This window comes from Sulfitobacter sp. M22 (assembly GCF_021736025.1).
In the GTDB taxonomy this organism is placed as follows: domain Bacteria; phylum Pseudomonadota; class Alphaproteobacteria; order Rhodobacterales; family Rhodobacteraceae; genus Sulfitobacter; species Sulfitobacter litoralis.
In genome coordinates, this window is record NZ_WMEC01000001.1 from 1417278 (window position 1) to 1430846 (window position 13569).

14 protein-coding genes and 1 pseudogene are annotated in these 13569 nt (G+C 59.7%); 10 read left to right on the forward strand and 5 right to left on the reverse strand.

The features are described from left to right. The first annotated feature begins 199 nt into the window (after positions 1–199). The 5 genes from GLP52_RS07105 (at position 200) to GLP52_RS07125 (ending at position 4467) form a co-directional block, all read left to right on the forward strand. Positions 200–1159, forward strand: coding sequence for a thymidylate synthase (locus GLP52_RS07105; RefSeq protein WP_237271946.1), 960 nt, complete (start codon positions 200–202; stop codon positions 1157–1159). Between the two features lie 32 nt (positions 1160–1191). Next, positions 1192–2559 carry a tetratricopeptide repeat protein gene (locus tag GLP52_RS07110; RefSeq protein ID WP_237273471.1) on the forward strand — a complete coding sequence of 456 codons (1368 nt, stop codon included), beginning with the start codon at positions 1192–1194 and terminating at the stop codon, positions 2557–2559. A 69-nt stretch (positions 2560–2628) separates the two neighbouring features. Then, positions 2629–3063: a VOC family protein gene (locus GLP52_RS07115; protein WP_093733274.1), complete on the forward strand. Its 435-nt coding sequence runs from the start codon at positions 2629–2631 to the stop codon at positions 3061–3063. A 4-nt stretch (positions 3064–3067) separates the two neighbouring features. Further along, positions 3068–3778: a DUF1194 domain-containing protein gene (locus tag GLP52_RS07120; protein WP_093733275.1), complete on the forward strand. Its 711-nt coding sequence runs from the start codon at positions 3068–3070 to the stop codon at positions 3776–3778. Further along, the gene (locus GLP52_RS07125) at positions 3775–4467 is read left to right on the forward strand and encodes a DUF1194 domain-containing protein (protein ID WP_237271948.1); all 693 of its coding nucleotides are present in this window, start codon (positions 3775–3777) and stop codon (positions 4465–4467) included. The genes GLP52_RS07120 and GLP52_RS07125 overlap by 4 nt, the downstream gene beginning before the upstream one ends. A 21-nt stretch (positions 4468–4488) precedes the next feature. Here the strand turns inward: GLP52_RS07125 and GLP52_RS07130 are convergent. From GLP52_RS07130 to GLP52_RS07140, 3 genes and pseudogenes are all read right to left on the reverse strand, one after another. Beyond that, a pseudogene (locus GLP52_RS07130) lies at positions 4489–4989 on the reverse strand (MarR family winged helix-turn-helix transcriptional regulator). A 112-nt stretch (positions 4990–5101) separates the two neighbouring features. Further along, positions 5102–5368, reverse strand: coding sequence for a succinate dehydrogenase assembly factor 2 (locus tag GLP52_RS07135; protein ID WP_093733278.1), 267 nt, complete (start codon positions 5366–5368; stop codon positions 5102–5104). Continuing rightward, complete coding sequence (locus tag GLP52_RS07140; RefSeq protein ID WP_093733279.1) at positions 5361–5759, reverse strand: helix-turn-helix domain-containing protein; 399 nt, start codon at positions 5757–5759, stop codon at positions 5361–5363. The genes GLP52_RS07135 and GLP52_RS07140 overlap by 8 nt, the downstream gene beginning before the upstream one ends. Positions 5760–5848: 89 nt before the next feature. Between GLP52_RS07140 and GLP52_RS07145 the strand changes: the two genes are divergently transcribed. Further along, positions 5849–7051 (forward strand): pyridoxal phosphate-dependent aminotransferase, encoded by a 1203-nt coding sequence (locus GLP52_RS07145; protein ID WP_237272667.1) that lies wholly within the window; start codon positions 5849–5851, stop codon positions 7049–7051. Between the two features lie 22 nt (positions 7052–7073). After that, positions 7074–7469, forward strand: a complete 396-nt coding sequence (locus GLP52_RS07150; RefSeq protein WP_093733281.1) for a hypothetical protein — start codon at positions 7074–7076, stop codon at positions 7467–7469. Positions 7470–7489: 20 nt separating this feature from the next. Here GLP52_RS07150 and GLP52_RS07155 read toward each other — a convergent pair whose 3' ends face one another. After that, a complete protein-coding gene (locus GLP52_RS07155; protein ID WP_237271949.1) occupies positions 7490–8863 on the reverse strand; it encodes an MATE family efflux transporter in 1374 nt (457 codons plus the stop codon). Between the two features lie 168 nt (positions 8864–9031). Here GLP52_RS07155 and GLP52_RS07160 point away from each other — a divergent pair, with 168 nt between their 5' ends. Next, entirely contained in the window at positions 9032–9904 is an 873-nt protein-coding gene (locus GLP52_RS07160) for an alpha/beta fold hydrolase (RefSeq protein WP_093733283.1), read from the forward strand. 24 nt (positions 9905–9928) lie between these two features. Here GLP52_RS07160 and GLP52_RS07165 read toward each other — a convergent pair whose 3' ends face one another. Next, a complete protein-coding gene (locus GLP52_RS07165; RefSeq protein WP_093733284.1) occupies positions 9929–10600 on the reverse strand; it encodes a dimethylsulfonioproprionate lyase family protein in 672 nt (223 codons plus the stop codon). Positions 10601–10750: 150 nt separating this feature from the next. On the opposite strand from GLP52_RS07165, the gene GLP52_RS07170 reads away from it, so the two are divergent. Both GLP52_RS07170 and GLP52_RS07175 read left to right on the forward strand, forming a co-directional pair. Continuing rightward, entirely contained in the window at positions 10751–12712 is a 1962-nt protein-coding gene (locus GLP52_RS07170) for a DNA gyrase/topoisomerase IV subunit B (protein WP_237271950.1), read from the forward strand. A 209-nt stretch (positions 12713–12921) separates the two neighbouring features. Further along, the gene (locus GLP52_RS07175; RefSeq protein WP_237273472.1) at positions 12922–13503 is read left to right on the forward strand and encodes a hypothetical protein; all 582 of its coding nucleotides are present in this window, start codon (positions 12922–12924) and stop codon (positions 13501–13503) included. Positions 13504–13569 lie beyond the last annotated feature (66 nt).

Genomic DNA, 13569 nt, shown 5'->3' on the forward strand with positions numbered 1-13569 from the left:
GGGGCGTCCTGTCATATGGGCGTGGATTCGGAGTTTACTATATCTGTGGCAGCAAGGCACAGGAACCGCCATATGCGGTATTGTTTTTGGGATGCACTTTGTCGGCAAATGCATGGACGGTGCGGTGGAGCGTTGACAGCAGGGCGCGGGATTGGCGACTGTCGCGGCAATAATCAAGAAATTTTCGAGGCAGACAGTTATGAAATTCGGGACATCAGCGCTGGCGCTGTGCGCATTTTTGGCAGCATGTGGTAGTGGCACGCCGTTTAACGGCAAGGTAGACGTCGATACGGGGACGGACGGGAGCACGGGGGCAAGTGCGATCCCCGAAGCGCTGACCAATGACCTGAAGAGCTTTAGCTATGATCCGGCGTCGGAAACGCTGTCGATCACCGGCATCACCGCAGATGACAGCGCGTTCACTGCTGCCTATCGCCGCCGCCCCGGGTTGGACCGCAACGGCTATGAGGCCTATACCGCGCAGGACGGGTCGCTGGACCGCCATGTCACCGCGTATGTCAAGGATATCGACGGCACCCGCGCGGCTGTCGTGATGACGGGCGGCCAGTTTGAGCAGGTCTTTTCAGGCGCGGCCTATAGCAGCACATCCTATTCCGCGCCGGTCGCTCCGGGCACGCAATCCGAGGGCGGGCTGGTGACCTATGCGGGGAATTATGTGGGGCTTTTGAACGGGTCCGGGTCTGATGAGGATCTATTGCCCGTGACGGGGGGAACGGCGTCTGATCCGCTATCAAAACAGGCGGCAGAGGTGACCGGCAAAGTAGTACTGACAGGAGACTTTACAGACGCTGCGGTTGCAGGGATCATCTATGACCGCAAGGTTACCGACTATAATGCGGCTGGTGGTCTTGATCCCAATTCGGCCGATCCGTTCAAGGCGAAGAATATTGCCCTCGACAGTACTGCTATAGCGGATGATGGCACGTTCTTTGGCACGGCGTCGCAGGAAAATAATACGGTCGGCGAATACGGCGGCATTTTTGGCGGCATAGGGGCGACCGAGGTGGCAGGGGTGATCCATGCCGAAGACCACATTGAGATAGGGGGATCAGGCACGCCCATCGAATATGGCGCGTTTGTGCTCACGCAGTGCGGCCAGCCCGGTGAAGACCCGATCTGCGACCAGCCCGTCCGATAGCCCTCGTGCGTATCGCGGCCCTATCCCAGCAGGTGAGGAACGGCGCGTTGGCCTGCGGCTGCCTGCTGGCGGCTGCTCCTGTCCATGCAGAACCGTCGGTGGCGTTGACCCTCCCCGAAGCGCGGTCGCTGGCGGTGCATGCGTTGCAGGGGGATCGGCCTGCCCTCGCGTCGCAGATTGCGCATGGTTTGCTGGTTGCTGACCCACGTTCGCCCTATGCGCATTACGTATTGGCGACGGCACATGCGGATATGGGCGACGCGACTGCAGGGCGAAGATCAGCGGCGCGGGCTTACCGTTATGCCGAGACGACGGTACAGAAGTTTCAAGCAGCAGAGTTGGCGGCACGGCTGACCTTTGCCGAAGGGCATCCGACACGCACACAGCTTTGGCTGCGGCGCGCGGTGCAAAATGCGCCCTCCCCCGAGATCGAAGAGCAGCTTGCACGGGATTATGCCCGTGTGCGGCGCGAAAACCCGTTTCGTTTTTCTATCAGCGGTGGCGTGAAGCCATCGAGCAACGTCAACAACGGAGCCGACACCGCACAGCAGGTCATCGACGGGCTGCCGTTTACGGGCCGGCTTAGTGGTGGTGCGCAGGCCTTATCCGGCGTGGTGGGCACCGTTGACGCTGTCGCTGGCTATCGGTTGCGCAGTACAGACAGGGCACGCACAGACCTCGCTGCGCGGCTTTTTGTGCAACGTATCGCGCTTGATAGCAGATCGCACCACCTTGCGCCTGAAGTACGCAATCGTGACTTCGGCGCGACTTATGCGGACGTTACATTGCGGCAGACCTATGCGGTTGGGACACGAGGCAACACGGTTGATGTGACGGGATCGGTTGGTGAATACTGGTCCGGCGGCAATCGCAGCTATACATTCGCGCGGGTCGGACTAGGGCACCGTTGGCAGGTTTCAGCTGCGACGTCCGTCTCATTCGGGGCCGCTATCGAAGAGCGTTTTAGCGACCGGACGCATTTTTTCGATAGTAGCACTGCGTCGGTAAGCGCGGGCGCGACCCACACGGTGGCCGGGGGCGACGGGATCGGGCTCTCGGTCAACCTGCGCAAGACCGAAAGCGATTTCATCAACTATGCGTCGACGGCGGCGTCGCTACGCCTGACCTATAGTTTTGCCGACCAGATTGGTCCGGCCATAGTGAGCGCGGGTCTGGTCTTGGGTAAAACCGACTATGACGACTATGTCGCGGTGTTTAGTGTGCCCGGCGGCAAACAAGATTACGCGACCTATGCAGATGTGAACGTCCTGCTGCCGGATGTGGATTACGCCGGCTTTGCCCCTAGCGTGAATTTTCGCGCCGGACGGACACGTTCTAACGTCAGCCGGTTTGAAACACGTGAGCTTTCTGTGTCGCTAGGATTTCAGTCAAAATTCTGACATCCGCTGGCAACTGCAGCCAGCCGTGCTACTCTGCGTGTCGAAGATGAAAGCAAAGGAGCCGACCCCATGCCGATCAAATATTTGCACACGATGGTGCGCGTCAAAGATCTGGAGAAATCGCAAGCCTTCTACGAGCTGCTGGGCCTGAAAGAGCGCAGCCGGATCGACAATGAGGATGGGCGGTTTTCGCTGATTTTCATGTGCCCTCCCGGGCAGGACGACGGCCATGCGGATGTGGAGCTGACCTATAACTGGGACGGCGACGATGCGCTGCCAGATGACAGCCGCCATTTCGGGCATCTCGCCTATACCGTTGAGAACATTTACGAAACTTGCAAAATGCTGCAAGAGAACGGGATCACGATCAACCGGCCTCCGCGCGACGGGTATATGGCTTTTATCCGGTCGCCCGACAATGTGTCGGTTGAATTACTGCAAGAAGGGGATCGGCTCGAGCCGCAGGAACCTTGGGCCAGCATGGAAAATACCGGCCACTGGTAGGCCGATGATCCGGACGGCTTTCCTTGCCACTGCGCTGGGCTTTGCACCTGCTGTCCTGTGGGCGGCGGAGTGCAGGCTGGCGCTGGTGCTGGCGATGGATGTGTCCAGTTCGGTCGATGCGGTCGAGGACCGTTTACAGCGTGGCGGGACCGCCGCCGCGCTGCTATCCGATCCCGTGCGGCGGGCGTTTTTCGCCAGCGATCTGCCGGTGGCGCTGGCGGTCTATGAATGGTCGGGGCGCTATAATCAGCAGATGGTGCTGGACTGGCAAATGATCAATTCCCCCGATGATCTGACGCGCGCGGCGGGCGTGGTAGCGGGCAGCACACGCAGTCATAATGATTTCCCCACGGCGATGGGCTATGCGCTGGGCTTTGGCGCGGCGGTGATGGCGCAGGCACCACGTTGTTTGTACAAGACGATTGATCTGGCTGGGGATGGTCAGAACAACGAAGGCTTTGGCCCGCAACTGGCCTATCAGTCGTTCGATTTTGACGATGTGACTGTCAACGGGTTGGTGGTGAATGCCGCCGATTTCGAGGCCGAGACGGGGCTGATCGCCTTTTACAAACGCGAGGTCTTGCACGGCCCCGGTGCGTTTCTGGTGATCGCCAACGGGTTCGAGGATTTTGAACGTGCCATGCGGATCAAGCTGGAACGCGAGCTGACACCCCCTGCGATTGGCAGCCTGCCTGTGGCCAAGGACGCGGGATGATCCGCGCCGGTGCTGTGGCTGCTGTCGGCGCAATGCTTTGGGCGTCGGCGGGTTCGGCGGACTGTCGGCAGGCCTTGGCCTTGGGGCTGGATGTGTCGGGGTCCGTCGATGCGCGAGAGTATCACTTGCAATTGGATGGCGTCGCGGGGGCCTTGGACGACCCTTTGGTGCGCGCGGCGATCCTGTCGGCACCAGAGGCGCCGGTGTCCCTGCTGGTCTATGAATGGAGCGGCCCGACAGACCAGCGCGTGATCGCACCCTGGCGGTCGATCACGGATGGTGCCGCCTTGCAGGAGATGATTGACAGGTTGCGCCAGGTTGAACGCTCGGCAGCGTCGCCCGGCACCGCGCTTGGCGTGGCGATGGCGGCGGGGGCGGCGTATCTTGCGCAGCAGCCCAACTGTTTAAAGCACACGTTGGATATTTCAGGCGACGGCACCTCTAACCTTGGGCCCCGCCCTCGCGATGTGAAACAGCAGTTGGCTGGCAAAGACGTGACCGTGAATGCGCTGGTTATTGAACCGGCGGGGAATGATGCGCCCCTGACGGCGTATTTCGCGGCAGAGGTGGTCACCGGCCCCGCAGGTTTTGCCCTGCCCGCCGCGGGGTTTGACGCCTATCAATCGGCCATGACCACCAAGCTGCTGCGCGAACTGGCAGTGCTATCGCTGGCGCAACTGGCCGAATAGCATGTCCTCCCGCCGCACCGTTTAGTAGATATAGCGGATCTGGTCTGTCCAGTATCGTTCCATCCGTTTGAGAGAGCGGGTGATGTCATCCATGCCGGATGCGCCCAGCGCGCCCTTGTTCATCAGCCCGCTGGCGTGGCGGCCAAAAAGGTCCGAGACGACGCCGCTGATGTGACGCCCTTTGCCGGTCAGCCGCACCCGAACCGAGCGGCGGTCGATCTGGCAGCGCTGGTGGTGCATATAGCCCATATCCACCAGTTTTTTCAGGTTATAGCTGACGTTACTGCCCTGATAATAACCGCGACTTTTCAGCTCTCCGGCGGTGACTTCATTGTCGCCGACGTTGAACAGCAGCAGCGCCTGCACCGGATTGATCTCAATCACGCCGACACGTTCGAATTAGTCCTTGATCACGTCCAGCAGCAAACGGTGCAATCGTTCCACCAGCCCGAGCGCATCGAGGTAGCTTTGCATGAATCCCGCCTCTGACGGCGGAAGGGGGATGGGGTTTTGGATGCTCATATTCAACTCCGACATTGCGATTGGGGCGGAAGCTGAAGATAAAACTAAAATATATCGTTAAACTGGGCGGATGCCGGCGCAGCGCGGCCGACATCCAATGCGCAAACCGCGCCTAAAGCGGGTTTGCAGCCAGATGAGTCTGGATGTCCGCGATCAGCGCAGTAAAGGGTTCTGGCGCGGGGGATTGACCCGTAACCCATTGATAAAGATCGTGATCATTCTCGCTTAGCATTTCACCATACAGCGACAGCGCGGCGTCATCCATCGCCGCAAGGCGGGTTGAGGCATAAGAAGGTAAAATGAGATCCATTTCCTTAATACCGCGCCGCATGGAGCGCATATGCAGACGTTTGACCTTGTGTTCGTGCAGCTCAGCCATGGGTGGTCCCTTTGAAAATCCGGCGTAGTTTCTTTTCTAGACGGCCCATTTGTTCCGCCCGTTTCAACAGATCGGCGCGCATGTCGCGCAGTTCGATCAATGCTTCTTTGATGTTGTCATCCGAGGTCTGGGCATCATCGGGGGCGTCGATCCCGTCACCCTCGCCATTGATCAGCCACATCATCGACACGCCCAAAACGCCCGCGAGCGTTGCCAAGCGGTTGGCGCGGGGTTCGGACAGGTCGTCTTCCCAGCCGCGCAGGGTGGATTGTTTGATCCCCAAGCGCTTGGCAAGCGCGGCTTGCGTCATATCCGCATTCTCGCGCGCGGCAGCGACCCGGTCGCCAAAGGTTGCCACGTCGGATGCGTACCAGTCTTCGTTCTCGGTCATTGCGTCTCTCCTGTTTGGACCAATCTGGCTTGATCGGTGCGGGGGTGCGCCCTATGAGGGTGCTGTACACATATCAAACTGAGGCCGAAATGGAACTGCTGTCCAAGACCCTTGCGCGCGTAAAACCGTCGCCCACCATCGCCGTGACCCAAAAAGCTGCCGAGCTGAAGGCCGCAGGCAAGGATGTGATCGGGCTGGGGGCCGGAGAGCCGGATTTCGACACACCCCAGAACATCAAGGACGCTGGTATCGCCGCGATCACCGCGGGCAAGACCAAATACACCGCCGTTGACGGCATCCCCGAGCTGAAGCAGGCGATTTGCGTCAAGTTCAAGCGTGACAACGGGCTGGATTATACCCCGTCGCAGGTCAGCGTCGGGACGGGTGGCAAGCAGATCCTGTACAACGCGCTTGTGGCCACGATGAACCCCGGTGAAGAGGTCGTGATCCCTGCGCCCTATTGGGTCAGCTACCCCGATATGGTGCTGCTGGCCGGTGGCACGCCGGTGATCGCGCCTGCGACGCTGGAGAATGATTTCAAGCTGACGCCTGAGGCGTTGGAAGAGGCGATCACGCCCAACACGAAATGGTTCATCTTCAACTCGCCGTCGAACCCTACGGGCGCGGGCTATAGCTGGGATGAGCTGAAGGCGCTCACCGATGTACTGATGCGTCACCCCCAGGTCTGGGCAATGACCGATGATATGTATGAACATCTTGCCTATGATGATTTTAAATTCTGCACCCCCGCGCAGGTGGAGCCTGCCCTTTCTGACCGTACGCTGACGGTTAACGGTGTGTCCAAAGCCTATGCCATGACCGGCTGGCGTATCGGCTATGCTGCGGGGCCGGAAAAGCTGATTGGCGCGATGCGCAAGGTACAGTCGCAATCCACGTCGAACCCCTGCACCGTCAGCCAGTGGGCGGCGGTCGAGGCGCTGAACGGCACGCAGGACTACATTGCAGAGAACAACAAGATGTTCACCCGCCGTCGCAATCTGGTGGTGGATATGCTGAACGAGATCGACGGCGTGATCTGCCCCAAACCCGAGGGCGCGTTTTATGTCTACCCGTCCATCGCAGGGCTGATCGGCAAGACCACCCCGTCGGGGATCACCATCACCGATGACGAGGTTTTCGCCACCGCGCTGCTGGAAGACACTGGCGTTGCTGTCGTCTTTGGCGCGGCTTTCGGGCTTAGCCCGAACTTCCGCATCAGTTATGCCACCTCGGATGAAACACTGAAAGAAGCCTGCATGCGTTTGCAGAAGTTCTGCGCCGCGTTAAGCTAAGCCGGACCCAAAAGGAGCCGCCATGTCGAGCGATTTGCCAGAGTATTACTTTCGCGTGCGCGAGAATGGCGCGGCTGTGTTTCGCGTGGATGCAGAGAACCGCCAGCGGCGGATCGAGATGGACCAGATCGCCGTTGTGAATATCCGCAACGGCGAGATCAAGCCGCAGGGCGACCGTGTGCTATCGGACGGTGATATAGAGCGTATCCGCCAGTGGATGAACGCGCGCGCGCAGGTGCTGGCGCAGCGCGACATCGACGATATTCACCGCGCTGTCGATCACCTCAACCTGACCACGCAATGGGTGCAGTCAAAGGCCACAGATGAACAGCTTGATGCTGTGACGGACGCGTTGCTTTTGGCAATGCATGATCTGCGCAGCACGCTGGTGCGCAAGAAAGCCGACCGGCTGCCCTAAGCTGCCGGTCGCGGGTGCCCTTACGCGGCAGTGGGTGCGGTTGGCCCCAGCCGTTTCAGCACGCTGCCCCAGAAGCGTGCATTCAGCAGGATTGCCGCCACCCCAAGACCAAAGACCAGCCCGAGCCAGACCCCCACCCCTTCGAAATCGAAGACGAAGCCCAGCAGATATGACGCTGGCATGCCCACAATCCAATAGCTAAAGCCAGCAAGGATCATCGGCACCGTGGTATCCTGCACCCCGCGCAGAATGCCCAGGGCCACGGCCTGCGCGCCATCGACAAGCTGGAACAGCGACGCCATCGCCAGCAGTGCCACACCGATCGCAAGGATCTGTTCGCGGGCGGGTTCATCACGTTGCATGAACAGGTTGATCAGGGGTTCGGGCCACATCACGAAGACAAAGACCGTGACCACTGCGACCAGCGCCGACATCACTGTCGCCATGATCGCACCACGCGCCAGATGCGCCGGATCGCGGCGGCCATAGGCATTGCCCGCACGAATGGTGGCAACGTTGCTGATACCAAGGTGCACCATGAATGTGATTGACGCCAGCTGCAGCGCAATGCCGTGGGCGGCGAGTGCCACCGTGCCCAGCCAGCCCATCATGACGGCGCTGGCCGCGAACAGCCCGACCTCGCTTAGCCCCGTGAATCCGATGGGCAGGCCCAGACGGAACACGCGGGCCAGCATCTCCCAATCGGGGCGCCAGAGACGGACGAACATCTGGTGCTGCGGCATTTTCCATAAAACATAGACCACCACGGCGACCAGCGACACGCTGTGCGACGTGACAGAGGCGATGGCCGCACCGCGCACGCCCAGTTCGGGCGCGCCCCAGTTGCCGAAGATAAACGCATAGTTGGCCAACACATTCGCAACGCCTGCCAGCAGCGTGATCCACAGCACGACCTGCGTCCGCTCCAGCGCGGCAAGGTAGCTTTTGAGCACCATGACCATCAGCGCGGGGAAAATGCCCCAAGCGGCGATGAACAGATAGCCGTCCACCATATCGGCCAGCGCCTGATCCTGCCCCATCAGCGCCATGATGGGCCGCGACCAGATCATCAGCGGCAGTGCCAGCACGGCAAAGCCCATCGACAGCCACATGCCCATACGCGTGGCGCGGCGCAGCCCGACCTCGTCGCCTTCCGCGTCAAAGGCGGCGACGAGCGGCATCACGCCCCACGCAAAGCCCGAGCCAAAGATCAGCAGCACGAAGAAATAGGTACTGGCGAGGGTGACAGCGGCCAGCGCCTCGACGCTGTACCAGCCCGCCATAACCGTGTCGGAGACCCCGATCGCGATCTGCCCCAAATGCCCGCCCACAAGCGGAAGCCCCATCACGGTGATGGCCCGGGCGTGGCCCGGATATGTCATGTGTTTTCTCATCCACCTTTCCTACGCCGGAGCCGCCGCCAAGGAAAGAGCCGATGGCCCTGGGGTGGCGGCGCCAGACGGGCTTGCACGCTGACGCTGCGCGGGCCACAGTCCGGTCAACAAGAGCAAAGGGGATGTTCGTGCCTCCCCCGCCTAAGACAGTGATGAAACGGAGACGTGATGACCGCCCATTGGACCGAAACCACAGAGCTGAACGGCTACCCGTTCTTTATCCGCCACTGGGGGAACAAGGATGCCCCCAAACTTTTGATGTTGCACGGCTTTCCAGAATACTCCGGCGCGTGGAACGATCTGGCCCCGCTGCTGGCCGACCGGTTTCACTGCATCGCCCCCGACCAGCGCGGCTATGGTCAAAGTTGGCGACCGGCCGAGGTAGAGCACTATAAGACCGCAAAGCTGGTGTCGGATATGGTGGCACTGATCGGGGATGAACCGGTGATCTTGCTAGGACATGACTGGGGGGCCTCTGTCGCCTATGCGCTGACCATCGGGCGGCCTGATCTGGTGTCCAAACTGATCATCATGAACGGCGTCCACCCTGCCCCGTTCCAGCGCGAGCTAGCTAAGGGGGGCGCGCAGACGGACGCGTCGCAATACATCCATTTCCTACGCCGTGACGGGTCAGAGGATATTCTGGCCGCGGATGATTTCGACAAGCTGATGGGACTGTTCTCGGCGCATATGGATATGAGCTGGCTAGAGGGCGAGACGCTGGCGGGGTACAAAGGCGCATGGCGTGATGCAGCGGGCTTGCGCGGGATGGTGAACTGGTACCGCGCCTCACCGCTGAGACTGGGGGCCGAGGGCGAGGCGATTGACGACGCGCTGAGCTTTGATCCGGCGCGGTTGCAGGTCCGCTGCCCGCACCTGTTGGTCTGGGGGACGGACGATACCGCGCTGCTGCCCGAAACGACCCGCGGGCTTGAGGCGTACGCCCCAGACCTGACCCGCGTCACCATCGAGGGCGCGGATCACTGGCTGCACCACCAAAAACCGCAAGAGGCGGCGGAGGCCATTCTGAACTGGCTTTAGGCCACGCCTGCCCCGTCCCGCGCGTTATTTGCGGGCGCGGGTAAAGACCATTTTCTGCTGGTGCAGATCGGCAGGGTCGCCCATCCACGCATAGGCCAGCAGCGCCGGTTCGCGGTCCCCTACCGTGATCCGGTGCAGATGTTCCGGCGGGTTAAAGATCATTGATCCGGGCACATAGACGCCCTGATGGTTTTCCGACACCGCGCCGGACAGACACACGTAGCTTTCGGTGATCCCCTTATGGGCATGCGACGGATATGTGCAGGCGGGCGCAAAAAGCACGACACCCAGAATGATATCATGGCTGACGACCGGCCCCTGCGCCCCCGCCAGTTCGGCATAGGCATAGCTGTTGGTCAGCCCTTTGGGGACTTTCTCGTAGCCGTATTGCCAGCTGAGGTCATGGGCGATCGCATCCAGCGCCCGCACAGCCGGTGCCAAGGCCCCCTGTTTACCTTCGTCAAGCGCGCGACGCAGATGCGCTGTCACGGGTTTGACGGCAGGCGGTTGCAAGCGCAGTTCGGCGTTGCCGCGCAGCAGCCGCGCAATCGCCTCGCGGGCTTTGCGTTGGTGGCTTTTGATCCGGTCGCTGCCGCCTGCCGGCAGGTAGCGGTACAGCTCGTCACATTCCTGCATCATATAGCGCCAGTCGGGCACATCGCGCAGGGTTGTGGGGGCAGCGGTGTCAAATGTCATGGCAAGCCTTCCAACGGTTTCCTGCACCGATGATAGCAAAGGCACAACCACAGGAAACCCCGCATTGCGACGTCATCCGCCCTTCCCCCGACCATGGCGCTCTGGCATAGTGGCAGGCTCAACAAAAGCAACAGACAGGCAGGCCCCTACATGTCCGATCTTCTTTCCGGTGCGCAGACCAACGCCAAGGAATATGATGCCTCATCAATTCAGGTGCTTGAGGATATGGAGCACGTGCGCCTGCGCCCGGGCATGTACATCGGGGGCAAGGACGACCGCGCGCTGCACCATATGGTCGCGGAAATCATCGATAACTCGATGGACGAGGCGGTCGCGGGCCATGCCACCTGGATCGAACTGGAACTGCACGAGAACGGCCATGTCACCGTGCGCGACAACGGGCGCGGCATCCCCACCGATCCGCACCCCAAAGACCCCAGTAAATCCGCGCTGGAGATCATCTTTTGTACGCTGAATGCGGGCGGCAAATTCTCGGGCGATTCGTATGAGACCTCGGGCGGTCTGCACGGGGTCGGGTCATCGGTGGTTAACGCCCTGTCCGATCACCTGCGGGTCGAGGTCGCACGCAACCGCGAGCTTTTCGCGATGGAGTTTTCGCGCGGCATCCCCCAAGGCAAGCTTGAAAAAATCGGCGCGGCCCCGAACCGGCGCGGGACGGCTGTCACCTTCCACCCTGATCCCGACATTTTTGGCGCGCTCAAACTCAAGCCCGCGCGGCTGTTCGCGATGGCACGGTCCAAGGCCTATTTGTTTTCCGGCGTCGAAATTCGCTGGAAAACCGCCCAGACCGACGGCGACACCCCGCAAGAGGCGACGTTCCATTTTCCCGGCGGTCTTTCGGACTATCTGAACGAAACGCTGAAAGGGTCGACGACCTACGCCGAACACCCCTTTGGCGGCACCGTCGATTTTCGCGAGAAGTTCAATGCGCCGGGCAAGGTCGAATGGTCGATCAACTGGACGCCGTCGCGCGACGGGTTCATCCAGTCTTACTGTAACACCATCCCGACCCCCGAAGGCGGCACCCACGAGGCCGGTTTTTGGTCCGCGATCCTGAAAGGCGTCAAAGCGTATGGCGAGCTGGTCGGCAACAAAAAAGCCGCCACCATCACCCGCGACGATCTGATCACCGGCGGCTGTGCGCTGGTGTCGTGCTTTATCCGCGAGCCTGAATTCGTCGGCCAGACCAAGGACCGGCTGGCCACGGTGGATGCGCAGCGCATGGTGGAAAACGCCGTGCGCGACCACTTTGACAACTGGCTGGCAGCGGATACCAAATCTGCAGGTGCGATCCTTGATTTTCTGGTGCTGCGCGCCGAAGAACGCCTGCGCCGCCGTCAGGAAAAGGAAACCGCCCGCAAGACCGCAACCAAGAAGCTGCGCCTGCCCGGCAAGCTGACCGACTGTACGTCAAAAACCCGCGAAGGCACCGAGCTGTTCATCGTGGAGGGCGACTCTGCTGGCGGCTCTGGCAAGGGCGCGCGCAACCGCGTGAACCAAGCGTTGCTGCCGCTGAAGGGCAAAATTTTGAACGTGCTGGGGGCGGCCTCGGGCAAGCTGAACACCAATGCCGAGATTAACGATCTGTGCGAAGCGTTGGGTGTGGGCATGGGCAGCAAATTCGTGCTGGACGATCTGCGCTATGACAAGATCATCATCATGACCGATGCGGACGTCGACGGGGCCCACATCGCGGCCCTGCTGATGACGTTCTTTTACACCCAGATGCGCCCGATGATTGACGCCGGCCATCTCTACCTCGCCTGCCCGCCGCTGTACCGTCTGACGCAAGGGGCAAAACGGGTCTATGTGTCTGACGACGCAGAGAAAGACATGTGGCTGGAAAAAGGTCTGGGCGGCAAAGGCAAGATTGACCTGCAACGCTTTAAGGGTCTGGGCGAGATGGACGCGAAGGACCTGAAAGAAACCACGATGGACCCCAACACCCGTAAGCTGATCCGCGTCACCGTCGACGAAGACATGCCCGGAGAGACCAGCGATCTGGTCGAGCGCCTGATGGGGAAGAAACCGGAGCTGCGGTATCAATATATTCAGGAGAACGCCCAGTTTGTGGAAGAGCTGGATGTTTGAGGGGGCTGTTGAAACGGTTCACTCATTCACTTTTGCGCCAGAGATGGGCTATTCACTTCATTCTCTCAATGTATTCGCGCACATTGGCTTCGAGCGCGAACTCGCGACGAATAACACTTAACCGACAAGCGATATGTCAGCCCCCAAGGATTGCCATTGATACCGGCGTCCTGCAGCTTTTCGGGAAAAAGGTTGTATCGCCCGAGGTTATGTGGACGTCTTGGAAAGAGAGAGATACAGCCTTTCGGCACTTAAGTAAGTCCGAAGATTTCCAAGTTTTTGAAAAAACAGAAGAAATGAGCTTTTGTTTTGCTATCTGTGAAGCGTTTCGGACGGGAGACCTCAGAGCAATTCAACTCGAAAGTATAGGTAGGGAGCAGGCTGGAGCAAAAAACATTCATCTCTCTCGTCATCATGGTCACCTCCGCCTGGACTACGGCGTAAGCTACGAACTTTTTGATTTTTTAGATTTGATAGAAGAATCTGGGGAGCTTTTCCGTCGGATGAGTATAGACTCAACCAGCATCGTTGGACCAAAATATCAAATTGACACAAAGTACGTAACTCTAATTAGACATCTCAGTGGAAAGTCTCATAAAAAGGACCTTATTCACATTATAGCCTGCGATATTGGAAACATCGAAGTTTTCTTAACGATAGATCAAAAGCTGATAAATGCATTTTCTACCTATCAAAGTAGGAAGGGCGTGTATCGATTAAACGTCAAATTACTGACACCACGTGAACTTTGTTCGCATTTGAAAATGGCACCAATTAACATTCCTTTTTGATAATGAACGCTACGCCCGATGCACCCCCCGGGACTCTGCCCATTCGACCCTGAAACCTTCCCCCGG